The organism is Pseudoalteromonas sp. Z1A6, assembly GCF_011378745.1.
Lineage (GTDB): Bacteria > Pseudomonadota > Gammaproteobacteria > Enterobacterales > Alteromonadaceae > Pseudoalteromonas > Pseudoalteromonas arctica.
In genome coordinates this window covers 1-16,191 of the sequence record NZ_WTKW01000059.1, presented here as the reverse complement: position 1 = coordinate 16,191, position 16,191 = coordinate 1, and the positions used below count along the sequence as shown (strand labels likewise).

Below are 16,191 nucleotides of genomic sequence, written 5' to 3'. Positions count from 1 at the left end.
AAATAAACAAAAAGGTTCTAATTGTTTAAAATTTAATACATACCGTCAATAAGCTCTATAATTTTTTCTTCAGCGTCTATAAACTTATCCAATCCACCACCGGTGCGATAAGATGCTTGTGCTATTTTTTCATTCGTTTCAACGTCTTTAATCCAAATATTTGCGTATGCCATATAGAGCGCTATATCCCAACGCCAATTTGCTACGTAGTAAGCCACTGCATTACATCCTGTCGTATCCGCACCTGGTAATTCGGTCTGGTAGTCTTGGTGTTTCAATACATAATTGGCTGGAATTACCCGAGTTTCAACATCATGCTTTGCAAAACCTTTTTTCATTGCATCTATAACACCAGCTTTAACAGCCTTATGTTCAGCAATACATACTGTTTTAGGTATGTTTGTTTCAAATCGAGTAATGTCTTGCTTTGCAGCACAACCGGCCAAGGTGGCAACCATTGCTGCTGCAACTGTTATTTTTAACGTATTCATATTTATTCCTTTTTTATTTTTAATATTTAAAGCTGCCATGCATAGCTAACTTTTGTAAAAAATGTACGCTGATCTCGCTCAATATTTTTAAGAGAATCGTCTTGGTAACCTCTATCTGAGTAACCCAAATAAAACAGTGTTTCCGCATTAATTTTATATGAGTAAACAAGCTGGCTGCCGTAGTCTTTATTGATTTGACTAACTTGATAAAAGTAGGCGTTTTCGTCTCTATCAATGTCTTCAAATTGTAAAATTAATTTAAGAATTGAACGCATGCTAAATTTATAATGAAGTCTAAAATCAACTAAGTTAGCAGTAAATACGCGATCCCCTTGCGGGTTATCTAATTGACTGTAGTTATGTTTTATATCGAGCTGCCAATGGTCGTTAATGTCCCACACCACTTGGGTTTGAGTGTCAAACGCGTCGCCTAATTGCTCATTTGCATAATCAATGCGGCTAGCGTATTCAATATATAACGAAAGCTTTAAATCTTTAGAGGGTTTAAAGCCCGTATAAATAAAACCAATATTTTGATTATAAAAATTGTCGTTATAGTTTTCATAGCGGTGCACTAAACCAATTTCAAAAATAGATTGCTTTTGGCCTTTAAAGCTTAAAAAGCCTTCGTATTCTTCTTCAAGTAAGTCGCCGTTTTGCGCCCACGTTTTATCCCAGTCAGCTTCGTATGACCATGAGGTAAGTAAATCAGATTCATCTCTGTACCATGTTTGTCCGCCACCAAAGCCTACTTTTTCATAATCAACTTTAGCTTGATAACCTAAATCGGTGCGGTAGTCCTGCCCAATATTTTCATAAGATGCAAATAATTTGTAATCACGTTTATCGCGGGTAAGTTCCAGGGCATATGCTTCATCTGACTGAGTTTCAGATAAGTTATAATTTTGAATTAAAAATTCAGAGTTACGTGTATCAGCAGATGATACTTGATACAAAAGAGTATCCGATTGATTAAACCAGTAGCTACCATCCACTGATAATACAGTGTTGTGATAGTCATCACTTTCTCTGTGCGTGCTTGAAAGGCCAATAGTACCCTGCTGACCTAGGTCATATTGATAACGCCCTGCGGCAGCATTCGTTTTTTCGTTTAAGCTTGCAAAGCCAGAGCCCTGATTCGTTGGCAGTAAAATATTACTATTGTCGTCATCAGCGAGCATTAACGCATAACTATGATCACCCGTTTTACCCGTTAATTTTGCACCTAAAGTAGGCTCTGCAATTGTACGTGTATATAAAAGCTCAAATAAGCTGCTTTTAAAGTAAGAAGCTCCATCTAAAAAGAAAGGACGTTTTTCAGCATAATAAATAGAAAAGGTTGTATTTACATCGAGCTCTAAAGAGTCTGTTTCTACTTGCGAAAAATCTGGGTTGATAGTCGCATTTAAAACAGCGTCCTTGGTTAAACCCCAGCGCAAATCTAAGCCCACTTCGGTATCTATATCGCCATTATCCCAGTTACCCGGTAATTCAGATTTATTATCGTTACGAAGTGCTGTCAATGTAGGTGTTAATTGAATATTTTTACTCGATTCAATATCGCTAAAACCCACTAACTTATCAAACTGACAAAGGCTACATTTTATATTTCTATCAAATCCCATATTTGATAGCTGATATAAAACATCACGTTGGTAGTTTCTCATGACTGAAAAACCCCACGTTAGCTCTTTTTTATTTTCAGGAAAACGCAGTGCCTTAAAAGGAATACGCATTTCAACAACGTAACCTTTCTCGTTAATTTGTCCCGCGCTATCCCAAATAGCATTCCATGAGGTATCTGAGCTCCATCCATCGGTATCGGTCATTCTTATATCGCCTTGTGCACCAAGGGGATTTACATGAAATTCATAACCACTGCGTTCATCATTAAATGTATCAATAACAAGAATGACTACGTCGTCTTCCCATAGCGTATCGCGGTCACGAAGTGATGCACGAATTTGTTCAGGGTTTGGATCCTCTGCAATAAAGGCAACATATAAGTTTGTGCCATCTTCGTAAATAAAGGCATCAGTTTTTACAGGAGGTGTGCCTTTTTCGTTAGGCTCATCTTGGTAGAGTAGAGGTATACGTGTCGCATTTTGCCAGTGCGCTTCATCCATAACACCATCAATAGTGATATTTGAATCAATACGAGATAAGGATACTTGCTGTTTACTAGCCGCTACATCAAGGCTTGAGAGTAATAAAACGAAACTTAAAAATAGGAAGGTAAACTTTTTTATTATAATTATAAAGTACTGCATAAACATCCATTTAGACTGTAATTACTCATAGGGAGTAACTTAAGCTGGGGATTGTAATTTATCCAGGTACATTTGTTAATACTTTGAAATAAAAAATTAACTATTTAATGATAAAGGAGTAACTAATTGTTACGTATTATGTTTCGAGTAGTTTAAGTTTATCGTCTATGCCATTCCATATATCAGCGTCCTCTGGTGCAGGTTTAACCTCTGTAATGCGCGGCCAGACCAGTGCAAGTTCAGCATTCAATTCAGTAAACTCTTTTTGAGATTCTGGTAATTCATCTTCTTGATATATAGCATCAGCTGAACACTCAGGGACACATAAACCACAATCGATACAATCAATCGGGCTAATTGCTAAAAAATTAGGGCCTTCAAAAAATGCATCTGCTGGGCACACTGATACGCAATCGGTGTACTTACATTTTATACAATTTTCGGTGACTACAAACGCCATACTATTTTAATACCTAAGATTTTAAACAACAGTTGTGGATCATACCCATCCACTCCAAAAATACAATAAATAAGTGCCATATCACCCTATTTTAACGTAAAATACGCGCCTTATGTTTGCACACCCGTTGTGCCCTGCATCCCCTTATTGTGAGCGGTAATAATACCCCGCTATGACACCTAAAAGAGATATAAATGATACGTTTAACCGAAATAAAGCTGCCACTTGATCATGACGAAGATGCAATTGGTCAAGCAATTGTAAATAAACTAAAAATCCAACCAGAACAATTGCACAGTTTTAATGTGTTTAAGCGTGGTTATGATGCACGTAAAAAATCAGCTATTTTACTGATTTATACACTCGATATAGAAGTTGATAACGAAGCCGAGCTACTCGCGGCATTTGAAAAAGACCAACATGTAAAAGTAGCGCCAGACACAAACTATAAATTTGTAGCCCAAGCCAGCGAAAATATAACAGAGCGCCCTGTCGTGATTGGCTTTGGCCCTTGTGGTTTATTTGCAGGCTTATTACTTGCTCAAATGGGCTTTAATCCCATTATATTAGAGCGCGGTAAAGAGGTACGTGAACGTACAAAAGACACGTTCGGCTTTTGGCGTAAACGCACACTTAATACCGAATCAAATGTACAATTTGGTGAAGGTGGCGCAGGTACATTCTCAGACGGTAAGTTATATAGCCAAGTAAAGGATCCAAAACATTACGGTCGTAAAGTCATTACTGAATTTGTAGAAGCTGGCGCACCCGATGAAATTTTATACGTAAGTAAGCCACACATTGGTACGTTTAAACTTGTCACCATGATTGAAAAAATGCGCGCTCGTATAATAGAACTAGGCGGCGAAATTCGCTTTAGCACACGTGTTGACGATATTCATTTAGACGATGGGCAAGTAACAGGTTTAACGCTTTCAAATGGCGAGCAACTAAACACTCGCCATGTTGTATTAGCCGTTGGCCACAGCGCACGCGACACGTTTGATATGATCCACAAAAAAGGGGTTTATGTTGAAGCAAAGCCATTCTCAATCGGTTTTAGAATCGAACATAAACAATCAATGATCGATGAATGTCGTTTTGGTGCAAATGCAGGAAACCCAATTTTAGGCTCTGCCGATTATAAACTTGTTCATCATTGCGATAATGGCCGCACAGTTTACAGCTTTTGTATGTGCCCAGGTGGCACAGTAGTCGCTGCAACCTCTGAAAAGGGCCGCGTTGTTACCAACGGTATGAGCCAATATTCACGAAGTGAGCGCAACGCTAACAGCGCTATTGTGGTAGGCATATCACCGGAGCAAGATTTCCCAGGTAATCCACTTGCTGGAATAGACTTACAACGTAAGCTTGAAGAGCAAGCGTATGAGCTTGGTGGTAGCAACTACGATGCACCAGCCCAGTTAATTGGCGACTTTTTGAAAGGTAAATCATCAGAAAACTTAGGTGAAGTACAACCCTCTTACACACCCGGTATTAAGTTAACTGACTTGAGTAAAGTGCTACCACAATTTGCTATTGATGCCCTTCGCGAAGCGATACCAGCGTTTAATAAACAAATTCGTGGCTTTTCAACTAACGACGGTTTACTAACCGGCGTTGAAACACGTACTTCGTCGCCTATTAGTATTAAGCGTGATAAAACATTCCAAAGTATTAACACCAAAGGGCTTTACCCTGCAGGTGAAGGCGCAGGCTACGCGGGCGGTATTTTATCAGCGGGTATTGATGGTATTAAAGCGGCTGAAGCGGTCGCACTGTCTATGTTAGAAAACGCTTAAACCTCTTTTTTAAGCCGTTTATCGAAAAGCCTCACTTTGTGAGGCTTTTTTGTGCTAAATGTATAGAAAATAATAACACCTCAAGCACCTCAACAATGATCAAAACATTTACCTTTTCGTTGCTTAGTGTATTAGCAATTTTTAACGCTAAAGCACAAGAGCTAAAAACCATCGATGAAATTCACAGTGCATATAAAAATAATTCTATTAATGCACAGCAACTCACCCAAAATTATATAGACCGAATTAATAAACTTAATCCACACTATAATGCGGTTATTAGTTTAGAGCCTACAGCTATTGCTCAAGCTAAAACGTTAGATGAACTTGCCGTCAAAGGAACTTGGGCTGGGCCATTACATGGAATACCTGTACTTCTTAAAGATAATATAGAAACTAAAGGCACACTTCCCACAACGGCTGGCTCTTTAGCACTTAAAAATAACGTTACTGATAATGATGCTTTTGTTGTTAAACAACTACGTAATGCGGGCGCTATAATTTTAGGTAAAGCTAATTTAAGTGAGTGGGCAAATTTTCGTTCTTCCTATTCATCTTCGGGCTGGAGTGCTGTAGGCGGACAAACACATAATGCGCACGATGTAACACGTAACCCATGTGGTTCTAGCGCAGGTTCTGCTGTTGCGGTAGCACTTAACTTTGCGCCTATAGCATTAGGGACTGAAACAGACGGTTCAATTACGTGCCCTGCCTCAGTAAATGGAGTTTATGCAATAAAACCGAGTATGGGCCAAGTATCACGCTCAGGCGTTGTGCCTCTTTCAAGTAGCCAAGATTCAGTAGGGCCGATGGCGCATTCACTTAAAGATTCGCTGCTGGTTTTATCTGTTTTGCAAGGTGAAGACTCCCTTGATGCGACAACTACAGGGTTTGAATTAAAAACAGGTAATATAAAATCAAAATCGTCACTTATTATTGGTGCACTACCTAGCGACAAATTTACAGTTGAAACGCAGCGCCTTTATGCCAAGCAGTTACAAGCATTACAACAGGCTGGACACACTGTTATAAATGTAGATATTACTGATAACTTAGATACGCTATTTGTTGATGAATACTATATTTTACTTTATGACTTCAAAGCCGAAATTAATCACTACCTCGCAAGCACTCCAACACAAGTGGCTGTTAAAAGCCTAAAAGCACTTATTAATTTTAATATTCAAAATAAAAAAACAGAAATGCCCCATTTTGAGCAAGATATCCTAGTTCAATCACAGGCCATTGATTTAACTAACAAACAAAAATACCAAGAGACTAAAGAACGCTATCGCACTTTAGCAACGACAGCCATTGTTAATCTATATAAAAACAACAAGCTTGATATTGTTATAGCGCCTACAGTATCCCCCGCCTGGAAAACTGACTTAGTTAATGGTGATAATTTTAATGGCAGTAGTAGTTCGTTATCTGCTATTGCTGGCACAACGCACATAACCCTACCGGTCGGAAAAGTAAGTGGTTTACCGGTTGGTTTGTCCATAATAGCAAATAAAGAGGACGAGCAAGCGGCTTATTTATACGCAAACATTATTGATGAGGTGTTATCACCAGGCACAAAAAAACCTGAGTAAACTCAGGTTTTTTTAAACTAAACGGCGTTAACTATGACTTTTTAAGTGACAGTTTTTCGCCTTTTAAGCTTTTACGAACGCTTGAAATACGTGAGCGATTTACTGCTCTCGCTTCACCGGTTGCTTGTCCTGATAACTTGTTAGAACGTGTACGGCGTAAATGCGCTGGTTTTTTACCAATTTTATCAATTAGTACTTCACGGTTACTTACTTCGTAACCTTCTAAATATACACGTTTGATTTTTTGGCCGATTAGCGTTTCAATTTCAAACAAAGTGTTTTCTTCTTCGCGGCTAACAAATGAGATTGCTTGACCTTGGCGACCAGCACGACCTGTACGGCCAATACGGTGAACGTAATCTTCTGCAAGCCATGGTAAATCAATATTAATTACACGAGGTAAGCCATCAATATCAATACCACGAGCAGCCACTTCTGTAGCCACTAATACACGTACCTTGCCTTCTTTAAATTCACGTAAAGCACGACGACGGTTACCTTGAGATTTATCACCGTGGCAAACGCCTGCCGGGATACCATCAAGGTTAAGCTCTTTAACTAGCTCATCAGCTGTTTCTTTCATGTTTACGAAGACAAGCACTTGTTGCCAGTTTTTCTTACCAATCAATTCAGAAAGTAGCTCTTGCTTACGACGTTCTTCAACTGGGTAAACAACATGCTCAACGGTGCTTGCTGTACTGTTAGTTTGATCAACACGCACTATTTCAGCTTGTTTCAATACTTTAGATGCAAATTGTTTAATTGCTGCAGGGAATGTAGCAGAGAAAAGTAAAATCTGGCGCTCTTCTGCACAGCTTTTAATAACGTTTTGCATATCTTCAATAAAGCCCATATCAAGCATACGGTCAGCTTCATCAAGAACAAGGTGCTTAACACTTGCAAGGCTTAAGTTACCTAAACGAATATGATCAAATAAACGACCTGGCGTTGCAACAACAATATCTACACCTTCTTTTAAAGCATTTGCTTGGCCGGCAGTGCTAACACCACCAAATAAGCTAACGACTTTAAGCGATGTATGCTTTGCAAAATCTCTAAAATTATTTGCAATTTGTTCTGCAAGTTCACGCGTTGGAGCAAGTACTAATGCATGAGGTGCATTAGTTGTGCTGAGTTCAGACTCAACCAATTTTTGGATGATAGGTAAAGCAAACGCGGCAGTTTTGCCGGTACCAGTTTGTGCACTGGCTAAAACGTCTTTACCTTTACGAACAGCAGGAATTGCTGCGCGCTGAATGGGCGTAAGGGTGTGATAGTTAAGTTCGTCCAACGCCTGGATGATTTCAGGAGCGAAACTAAAAGATTTAAAATTCATGCTGTATAACCTACGGCCACATTATCAAGGGTCGCAAATTATACAGTAAAAACGAGCTAACAGTTAGTCATAACTTATCTTTTAACGTGTTTAATCTACTTTATAGCGTTTAAATATTAAAGAGGTGTTAATACCACCAAACGCAAAGTTATTACTCATCACGTAATCGGTATTAATCTCACGCCCTTGATGCCTTATATAATCAAGCTGAGCACATTCGTCATCAACGTTATCTAAATTAATTGTTGGTGCAAACCAGTTATCAGCCATCATATTAATGCTTGCCCATGCTTCTATTGCACCACAAGCACCTAATGTATGCCCCAAATAACTTTTTAACGAGCTAATAGGTTTGCTGCCCAATGCTTTAAACGTTGCGTGAGACTCGGCAATATCACCTTTATCTGTTGATGTACCATGAGCATTAACGTAACCAATTTTTTCTGGGTCTAAATTGGCATCTTGCAGTGCCATTTCTATCGCTAGTTGCATTGTTTTTGATGTTGGTTGAGTAACGTGCTGTCCATCAGAATTACAACCAAAACCAACCACCTCAGCTAATATTGTTGCTCCGCGCGCTTTTGCATGTTCGTATTCTTCTAAAATAAGTGTACCCGCGCCTTCGCCTATCACTAAGCCATCGCGATTTTTATCAAAAGGTCTTGGTGTTTGTTTTGGTGTTTCATTTTTTGTAGATGTTGCATAAAGCGTATCAAATACGGCGGCTTCAGTAATACATAACTCTTCAGCTCCACCAGCCACCATTATTTTTTGTCGGCCAAACTTAATCGCTTCATAGGCGAAGCCTATTCCTTGAGATCCCGATGTACAAGCAGAGCTTGTTGTTATAACACGCCCTTTTAAACCAAAAAACACACCAACATTTACAGGGGCAGTATGCGCCATCATTTTAATGTAACTCGTGGCTGTTACACCTGACATCGACCCCGTTTCCATCATATTTGCAAAGGCGAGTAGTGGCTCAGTAGAGCCCGTAGATGAGCCATACGCTATGCCCGTAGAGCCATCTGTTAGACTGTCGTGCTCGAGTAGTTTGGCTTGTTCAAGTGCGCATTCAGTAGCACGAGTTGACATAAGTGACACTCGCCCCATTGAACGGATTTGTTTACGTTTGTAATGACTTGGTCGCTCAAAGTGTTTAACTGGCGCGGCTAAACGAGTATTGAGGTCGTCAGCTATATCCCACTCTGGCATAGTAACAACAGCATTTTCGCCTTTAATTAAGGCTTGTTTGAATTCAGACCAATCATCGCCCAATGCAGTGACCACCGACATCCCTGTTACAACAACGCGTTTAATCAAACCATGCCACCATTAACCGAAATCACTTGGCGTGTTATGTAAGCTGCATCATCAGACATTAAAAAAGCGACTGTTCCCGCAACTTCTTTAACGCTCCCCATGCGTTTAAGGGGTATCATTTTCATCATTTCATCAATAGGTAATTCATCAGTCATCGCGGTTTCTATTAAACCAGGTGCCACACAATTAACTGTGATTTTGCGTTTTGCCAATTCTAATGCAAGTGCTTTAGTGGCCCCAATAATACCGGCTTTTGCTGCACTATAATTTACTTGTCCTCGGTTACCTGCAATACCTGACACCGATGACATTGTAATTATTCGCCCACCTTTACGGCTTTGTACCATAGGCATTACAGTTGGGTGTACTACATTATAAAACCCATCAAGGCCTGTACGTATTACACAATCCCAGTCTTCCCCTTGCATAGCAGGAAATGCCATATCGTTAGTAATACCTGCATTACACACCACGCCATAATAAGCGCCATGCTGAGCTATATCTTCTATTATTTGTGCTTTGGCCTGCTCTCTGTCGCATACATCAAATTGTAATAAACTGGTGGCTCTACCTAATGCATTAATTTCATCGCATGTTGCTTGAGCTTGCTCAACACCCGCTCTGCAATGTACGGCAATATCAAACCCTTGCTCAGCAAGTTTTAACGCAATAGCTTTACCAATACCACGGCTTGAACCCGTAACTAAAATTCTTTTTGTCATTGATTTTCTCTTATAAATTCCAACGGGTTTTCAGGCTGAAATACATTAATTTTTGCTTGGCAAAGTAGAGTTTCACACACGAGTATTTGGCATTCAAATACACTTAAACCTGACTCTTCTTGATATAGCTTTTTCACTTCAATAGTCAGCTTACTGCCGTTTTTAAAACACGGTTGATAAGTTTGATACTTTCGCGTGCCAATTAAAAAACCAATTTTTACAGGTTTATTTTCATCATTCGCTAACGCACCAGCGTAAGCGGCAATAGACTGCGCCATGTACTCAACACCAATATAGCTAGGTACGCCGTTAATTGCAGGACTAAAAAAAGGGCTTTGCTCAGTTATAGTAACGCCGCATTGAGCTTCATCTTCGCTGTGTGTTAAAAGGCTATCTATTAAAATCATAGGCGCATCGTGCGGGACTACTTGCTCTATAGGGTAATTAGTCAACGTTAACTCCCAATATTAAGCTGGCATTATTACCGCCAAACGCAAATGAATTAGATAAGCAGTATTTAAGAGCGGGCTTAAACGCTTGTTTTATTATTTTTATATCAGCCAAATCACTGCCTTCTTTAATCGCGTTATACGGCAGCATATGTTGGCCGCTATCTTTTAATAATAACCAACATATACCGGCTTCAATGGCGCCTGCAGCACCAAGAGTATGCCCTGTTAAATGCTTACTTGAGCTAAGCGGGGTATTGTTGCCAAACACGCGATTAATTGCAAGTGCTTCCATTTCGTCATTTTTTACAGTAGCCGTACCGTGAGCGTTAATATAATCAATATCACCACAGGATAACTTTGCGCTTTTTAGTGCTTTTTCCATTGAGGCTTGGGCGCCCATCCCATTAGGATCGGGGGCTGACATATGATGCGCATCTGAGCTTTCGCCACTGCCTAGTAACATAACGCCGTTATTTGTTATTGGCGTATTTTTAGTCATTACAAATAAAGCGGCCCCTTCACCAATATTAATGCCGTCTCTGGTGCTAGAAAAAGGCTGGCATAAACCCGAGCTTAAAGAAGCGAGCGAGTCAAAGCCATTAATTGTTAATTGGCACAAACTATCCGCACCACCACAAATTACCACATCGGCTAAATCAGCATTTAGCAAAGCTTGGGCGCTAATTAACGCTTTGCTACTCGACGTGCACGCAGTAGAAATACTGTAACAAGGCCCTAGAGCCCCTATTTTATGTGCAATGTAATGAGCGGGTGTAGCTAACTCTTGATCACTGTAACTAAAGTCATCAGGCCAGATTTTTGTACTTTCATAGCTTTTACGCGCTCTTTCGCCATCATGAATACCTGATGTACTAGTACCCATTACAATTGCGATACGCGACTTATCAATATGCGAAAGTTTATCTAAGGTTGGCTTAATCTGCTCTAAAGCTAGATCAATAAATGTATTGATACGTTTATTATTTGATAAAGCAATAGACTGAACTTGCCCGACATACAGCGGGGTTTGCTCAGCACTTAAACTTTTATTTAAAGTTAATAAAGGAGTTGCAGGGTTATATTTATTTAAGCTTGTTGTGGTTGCATCTTGGCCTATGCCCATCGCACTCACAATGCCTAAATCATTCAGCCAATATGTCACTGTTCTACCTTTTTAAATGTTATTTGATACTGATGTAAAATATTGTTCAACGTTGTCGACTCATCACTATATTCAATGGTGACAAATGTACCCTCATCGTTAAATACCTCCCGATTAGAGCCAACCTGCTCTATTAAAGCACCCTCTAACTGCTTTTGTAAAAATGCTACTGGCCAATGTACTAATGCAATATCCGCCAAAATATAATGAGGGTCTATCCCTTCTACCGCCAGCATATTTCGTGTTTTTACTGGGCCATTTAAAGGTTTTTCAAGCTCCATAATTGGAAAGCCTTGCACTGTCATTAACAATAACTTAATTGCACCTTTGTCATTTATAGCTAATTGGGCAAATACAGTGTGTGTTTTTTGCTGATTCGTAATATACAAAACATGCTGCCAAGACTTATCAAACATTTGTGCTGGCACGCTATTAATATTTAATTGAATATTAGGTGATAGATACACTCTATTTTTAGATGCTGTAAAACTCGTACATGCGCTCAATACAGCAAATATAAATACACTACACACCACATACTTAATTAATTTTGACATAACTGAGCCAACACATTTAAACGGCGTTCACTTTGTGCAACAAATGGGTTATTTGTATCCCATGCGTAGCCCGCTAAAATAGCACTAATCATTTCTCGCACCTGAGTATTTTGTTCAGAGTAAAATATCACATCCTGAAAACGCGTATCGTACCACCCTGTTACAAATGTTCTAAAACAATCGACTCCAGCTTGTAATGGCTGTGCGTAGTGAGCGTCAAAATCGACGACTTCGTTTTTTAAATAGCGATCAACAAGTGGGGCAACTAAATTTGCAGATTTGAGTGCAATTGTTACACCTGATGAAAATACCGGGTCTAAAAATTCCCCCGCATTACCCAATAAAGCAAAGTGCTTACCATATAACTTACTCACATTTGCCGAGTAGCCTTTTATATTTTTTGCTGGAGTTAATAACTCACGCTGTGCTAACAGTGTTTTTAAATAAGGGTCTTGCTCTATAAATTGATTTAGTAAATCGCTAGATTCATCATCATTAAAACGCTCTGACTGCGCCACAACCCCAATACTCGCAGTACCATCACTAAAGGGAATAAGCCAATACCACACGTCTGAATATTGAGGGTGTACGGTAATCAAAATTTTATTTCGATCAAAGCTTGTATCACTAATATTGTCTTTAAAGTGACTAAAATAAGCGCTTCGAACAGGAAAGTTAGAAGGAAGCTCTAAATCTAACAATTTTGGTAATACACGCCCAAAGCCACTTGCGTCCAATACAAATCGGGCATTAACGCGATAAGCTTGCTGCTGCTCATTGTGTACCACTAATGATGCACCATTTGGCTCATCACAGTAGTCAACCACCGTGTGCTTATATCTGATTTCTACGCCTTGTCCTTGTGCTTTGTCTGCTAATAATTTGTCAAAGTCGGCTCTTTTCACTTGATACGTAGTGCCTGGGCCTTTAGTAAATTTTTCAGTGAAATTTATAGTTGTATTTTGTCCTGACCGATGAAAAGCAGCGCCATCTTTAAACTGAAAACCTAAAGCTGCTGCATTGTCATGTAATGTATCGATTAAGCCCGCGTCTTCTAAGTACGCCATACATTGCGGCAGTAAGCTTTCACCAATTGAAAAACGTGGAAACGCCTGCTGTTCAAGTACCAGTACCCGCCATCCCTTTTGAACTAAAAGACTACTAGCCAATGCACCCGAAGGCCCAGCGCCAATAACAACAACATCGTACTGCTCAAGGTTATTCAAATTATTGTTCCTTTTGAGGCTTAAAAACACTCAGCGGTGATAAAAAGTAAATAGCTAAAATCCCTACCATTACACTCAGTCCAAAACTAAAAATAGCGGGTGTATCAGATGCACTCAACATGCCAAATACCCACATTGATGACGCAGCCGACAAGCTAATCGCCAACACATTTTTGGGCTCTAACTTATTTATTTGATAAAAAACGAGGTAATCAATTGCTAAGGCAATAACAAGTAACGCACCGAGTAAATTAAATAACGACAAGCTACCTTGAATCGCATTACATACCCAAAGCATGCTCAACACCACAACAGATAAAATGGTCACCTGCAGCAGCGCTATCTTAATCGTAAATCGCCAACTAAAAAGCAGCCAACTAATAAAACCCGCAAGCACTAAGCTTAATAGTAAATATTCACGGTAATCACTTAATAAAGCACTAATTTGTTTAGGTTTATTATAAATATAAACACCTTTACTTTTTTCAACTTCATTAATTAATTGATCAGATGAAATACCCGAAATAGACATCCACGTTATCGATTGTTCTGACTCAACAACCATTTGAGAAAGCAGTAATGGTTTAAATGTACTCGTGGCGAGTGTTTTATAAGTTAATAACGGTGCCTTTGTACTTGTTAACGCTTGCCCTGTAACGCGCTCTGCAATATCCAAAGTCCCTTTATTTTTAGCCTGTTCAAACAAGGCTTGGTTATCGCTCTGCTTTTGTAAACTAGGCAACCAATGGCTAATGCTATTATGTTTAAAATTAGGGTTTAGTTGGGTTAAGCGTTTTAAAAATTGTTCTTGCTTTTGTAAAAGCGCTTCGGAGCTATCTGCAAACATAAAAACAATTTGGCTATCCCATTGCCCAAGTAATAACAAATGCTTTTTTTCGTTTAGCATTAAATGTTCGGAGCTTGCATTTAATAGCTTTACATCATCATTAAAGCTAATAGGTTTTATTAAAAATAACGCACTTATAAGGACTAATAACGTAATGAGTATTGGTTTTTTTAAACTATTGCAGTATAAAAAAACCTTAATGAGCTTTTGACTCATCAATAAACTCGAAGGCGATAACGTGAGTGTAGATTGCCACAATGGCAAAACTAAAACTGTAAATAGCCAAGCACTCACTAAACCCGCAATAACAAACACACCAACTTGAGATAATAACGTTAGTGGCGCACCTAGTAAGCAGCAATAACCCAACGTAGTCGTAATAAGAGAGAGTAAAAGCGCAGATTGTGTCCCTTTGCTGTAGCCTTTTTCATGCTCTTTTTTGGCTAAGTCAGTCATACCATGAAATGCATAATCAATGGCAATACCAATCAAGGTAACTGCAAAAACAAGCGTTAATAAATGAATAGTATTAAACAGCAACACCATAGCGATAGCGCCACCAATAAGTGCGCTCAGTACGGTAAAGCTTGCTAATAAAATACTGTTTAAACGCCTAAATACCCAAAATACCATAGCAATAAGGGCTAATAAGCTAATGCCACCAAACAGGCTCATCTCGTATTTAGCTTGTTTAGCATTTTCAGCCGTATGAAATAGCACACCAGAGTAAGTAATGCTTAAATCAGGGTAGGTTTTATTAAGTATATTGATCTGTTTAATTATCGCGCCAGCTAAATCAATTGATTTATTAACCCCTAAATTTTCGGGCGCTAAGTTTGCCAAAATGACACGGTATTCAACGCCTTTTAAACGTCGAGTTAAACGACCTTGTTCAAGCGTAAACAATTGACTTTGTTTTAAGTTATCTTCTATAAATGCCGCTAGGCTCAAACTTGTATCTTTGCTTAAGGTAGCACTTACAAATGGGTTGCCTAACTGATTTAATTGCTCAAGGTAATAATGTTCAAACGTTGTTTTTTTGCTTAATGTTTGCTTGTAAGTATCACTTAATAACGCATGTTTGAAAGGTGAGAATGTTTGCGCTAAATCGTTAACGGACGGAAAGTTAAATGTGCTTTTAATTGCATTATCGTCGAGCCATTTTTGGAAATCATCAAATGCTTTATTTTTATTATTTCCTGCAAACGAGAACATAATACGGTTAGCATTTTGCTGAAAAAAAACATCTTCCGCATGTGCAATTTGGGAGTGCGACTTTGGCAATAAGCTAAACATATCGGCGCTAAACGTTGGTTTAGACAGCCAAAAAGCTGCAGCAAAAAGTAAAATTAAACTGCTAAACCACCCTACAATAACGGTAATTCGTTTTGTCACTGCACTATTCCCTTAATTAACCACTGCATTATTTAAAAACATAATTTTATTTGGAATAAGTAAACTCAATTTTTGTGTTATTTCCTGAGTGCTCATTTAGTGTAATACTGCTCACTTGCTTAGCAGTTTCACATAAAATAAAATCACTAAATAATTGCTGTAGCATCGCTTCTTTTGGTATTAACTGTGTGCAACTGTCTTGCATTTTAGCAATGTCAAAACGTGTTTCCAGAGCACTCATATTTACGCTAAGTAAGTCACTCAGTAATCCTACAAATTGCTCGCTACCGGGTTGTGGTATTAACTCACCATTGGCATTTTGTGCAAGCACTTTGCCGTTTTCTATTATGAGCATACTCTCAACAGGCATTTTCACTTGCCAAATTAGCTTTTCATCAATTAACGAAAAAACACCCGACGAAATAAAAGGCTTAGCAAATCCATTAAATTGCTTATATTGCTTAAACTCACCTTTAATAGCTGCTGCATTTACTACAGAGCAAAACAGCAAAAAGCTAATGGCTATGCTCAATGTAAAACATTTTAAAAAATT

14 protein-coding genes are annotated in these 16,191 nt (G+C 38.9%); 2 read left to right on the top strand and 12 right to left on the bottom strand.

From position 1 onward, the window contains the following. Positions 1-32: 32 nt before the first annotated feature. The 3 genes from GQR46_RS05885 to fdxA all read right to left on the bottom strand — a co-directional run bounded on the left by GQR46_RS05885 (position 33) and on the right by fdxA (position 3,221). Positions 33-491 carry an Sbal_3080 family lipoprotein gene (locus tag GQR46_RS05885; RefSeq protein ID WP_007580787.1) on the bottom strand — a complete coding sequence of 153 codons (459 nt, stop codon included), beginning with the start codon at positions 489-491 and terminating at the stop codon, positions 33-35. A gap of 26 nt (positions 492-517) precedes the next feature. Beyond that, positions 518-2,761: a carbohydrate binding family 9 domain-containing protein gene (locus GQR46_RS05880; protein WP_165740381.1), complete on the bottom strand. Its 2,244-nt coding sequence runs from the start codon at positions 2,759-2,761 to the stop codon at positions 518-520. Between the two features lie 136 nt (positions 2,762-2,897). Continuing rightward, on the bottom strand, positions 2,898-3,221 hold the full coding sequence (gene fdxA, locus GQR46_RS05875) for a ferredoxin FdxA (RefSeq protein ID WP_007580791.1): 324 nt from the start codon (positions 3,219-3,221) through the stop codon (positions 2,898-2,900). A 194-nt stretch (positions 3,222-3,415) separates the two neighbouring features. On the opposite strand from fdxA, the gene GQR46_RS05870 reads away from it, so the two are divergent. Further along, positions 3,416-5,023, top strand: coding sequence for an NAD(P)/FAD-dependent oxidoreductase (locus GQR46_RS05870; RefSeq protein WP_165740379.1), 1,608 nt, complete (start codon positions 3,416-3,418; stop codon positions 5,021-5,023). A 95-nt stretch (positions 5,024-5,118) separates the two neighbouring features. Beyond that, positions 5,119-6,618 (top strand): amidase family protein, encoded by a 1,500-nt coding sequence (locus GQR46_RS05865; protein WP_165740377.1) that lies wholly within the window; start codon positions 5,119-5,121, stop codon positions 6,616-6,618. 31 nt (positions 6,619-6,649) lie between these two features. On the opposite strand, the gene GQR46_RS05860 is transcribed toward GQR46_RS05865, so the two are convergent. The 9 genes from GQR46_RS05860 to GQR46_RS05820 all read right to left on the bottom strand — a co-directional run. Next, on the bottom strand, positions 6,650-7,954 hold the full coding sequence (locus GQR46_RS05860; RefSeq protein WP_002958629.1) for a DEAD/DEAH box helicase: 1,305 nt from the start codon (positions 7,952-7,954) through the stop codon (positions 6,650-6,652). Between the two features lie 90 nt (positions 7,955-8,044). Next, positions 8,045-9,274: a beta-ketoacyl-ACP synthase gene (locus GQR46_RS05855; RefSeq protein ID WP_165740383.1), complete on the bottom strand. Its 1,230-nt coding sequence runs from the start codon at positions 9,272-9,274 to the stop codon at positions 8,045-8,047. Next, positions 9,274-9,999 (bottom strand): 3-oxoacyl-ACP reductase FabG, encoded by a 726-nt coding sequence (gene fabG, locus GQR46_RS05850; RefSeq protein WP_007580797.1) that lies wholly within the window; start codon positions 9,997-9,999, stop codon positions 9,274-9,276. The genes GQR46_RS05855 and fabG overlap by 1 nt, the downstream gene beginning before the upstream one ends. Next, positions 9,996-10,451, bottom strand: coding sequence for a hotdog family protein (locus GQR46_RS05845; RefSeq protein ID WP_024591752.1), 456 nt, complete (start codon positions 10,449-10,451; stop codon positions 9,996-9,998). The genes fabG and GQR46_RS05845 overlap by 4 nt, the downstream gene beginning before the upstream one ends. Then, positions 10,444-11,613 carry a beta-ketoacyl-ACP synthase gene (locus GQR46_RS05840; protein WP_165740375.1) on the bottom strand — a complete coding sequence of 390 codons (1,170 nt, stop codon included), beginning with the start codon at positions 11,611-11,613 and terminating at the stop codon, positions 10,444-10,446. The genes GQR46_RS05845 and GQR46_RS05840 overlap by 8 nt, the downstream gene beginning before the upstream one ends. After that, positions 11,610-12,170 carry a DUF3261 domain-containing protein gene (locus tag GQR46_RS05835; RefSeq protein ID WP_165740373.1) on the bottom strand — a complete coding sequence of 187 codons (561 nt, stop codon included), beginning with the start codon at positions 12,168-12,170 and terminating at the stop codon, positions 11,610-11,612. Before GQR46_RS05835 ends, GQR46_RS05840 begins: the two co-directional genes overlap by 4 nt. After that, the gene (locus GQR46_RS05830) at positions 12,158-13,396 is read right to left on the bottom strand and encodes an NAD(P)/FAD-dependent oxidoreductase (protein WP_165740371.1); all 1,239 of its coding nucleotides are present in this window, start codon (positions 13,394-13,396) and stop codon (positions 12,158-12,160) included. Before GQR46_RS05830 ends, GQR46_RS05835 begins: the two co-directional genes overlap by 13 nt. A gap of 1 nt (position 13,397) precedes the next feature. After that, positions 13,398-15,638 (bottom strand): transporter, encoded by a 2,241-nt coding sequence (locus tag GQR46_RS05825; RefSeq protein WP_165740369.1) that lies wholly within the window; start codon positions 15,636-15,638, stop codon positions 13,398-13,400. 46 nt (positions 15,639-15,684) lie between these two features. Next, positions 15,685-16,191: outer membrane lipoprotein carrier protein LolA (locus tag GQR46_RS05820; protein WP_240922893.1), on the bottom strand; the 507-nt coding region annotated here is incomplete at its 5' end.

Excerpts from the sequence above, each read along its gene's own strand:
- fdxA (WP_007580791.1), bottom strand. The coding sequence starts at position 3,221 with ATGGCGTTTGTAGTCACCGAAAATTGTATAAAATGTAAGTACACCGAT.
- GQR46_RS05885 (WP_007580787.1), bottom strand. The coding sequence starts at position 491 with ATGAATACGTTAAAAATAACAGTTGCAGCAGCAATGGTTGCCACCTTG.
- GQR46_RS05865 (WP_165740377.1), top strand. The coding sequence starts at position 5,119 with ATGATCAAAACATTTACCTTTTCGTTGCTTAGTGTATTAGCAATTTTT.
- GQR46_RS05870 (WP_165740379.1), top strand. The coding sequence starts at position 3,416 with ATGATACGTTTAACCGAAATAAAGCTGCCACTTGATCATGACGAAGAT.
- GQR46_RS05880 (WP_165740381.1), bottom strand. The coding sequence starts at position 2,761 with ATGCAGTACTTTATAATTATAATAAAAAAGTTTACCTTCCTATTTTTA.
- fabG (WP_007580797.1), bottom strand. The coding sequence starts at position 9,999 with ATGACAAAAAGAATTTTAGTTACGGGTTCAAGCCGTGGTATTGGTAAA.
- GQR46_RS05860 (WP_002958629.1), bottom strand. The coding sequence starts at position 7,954 with ATGAATTTTAAATCTTTTAGTTTCGCTCCTGAAATCATCCAGGCGTTG.
- GQR46_RS05835 (WP_165740373.1), bottom strand. The coding sequence starts at position 12,170 with ATGTCAAAATTAATTAAGTATGTGGTGTGTAGTGTATTTATATTTGCT.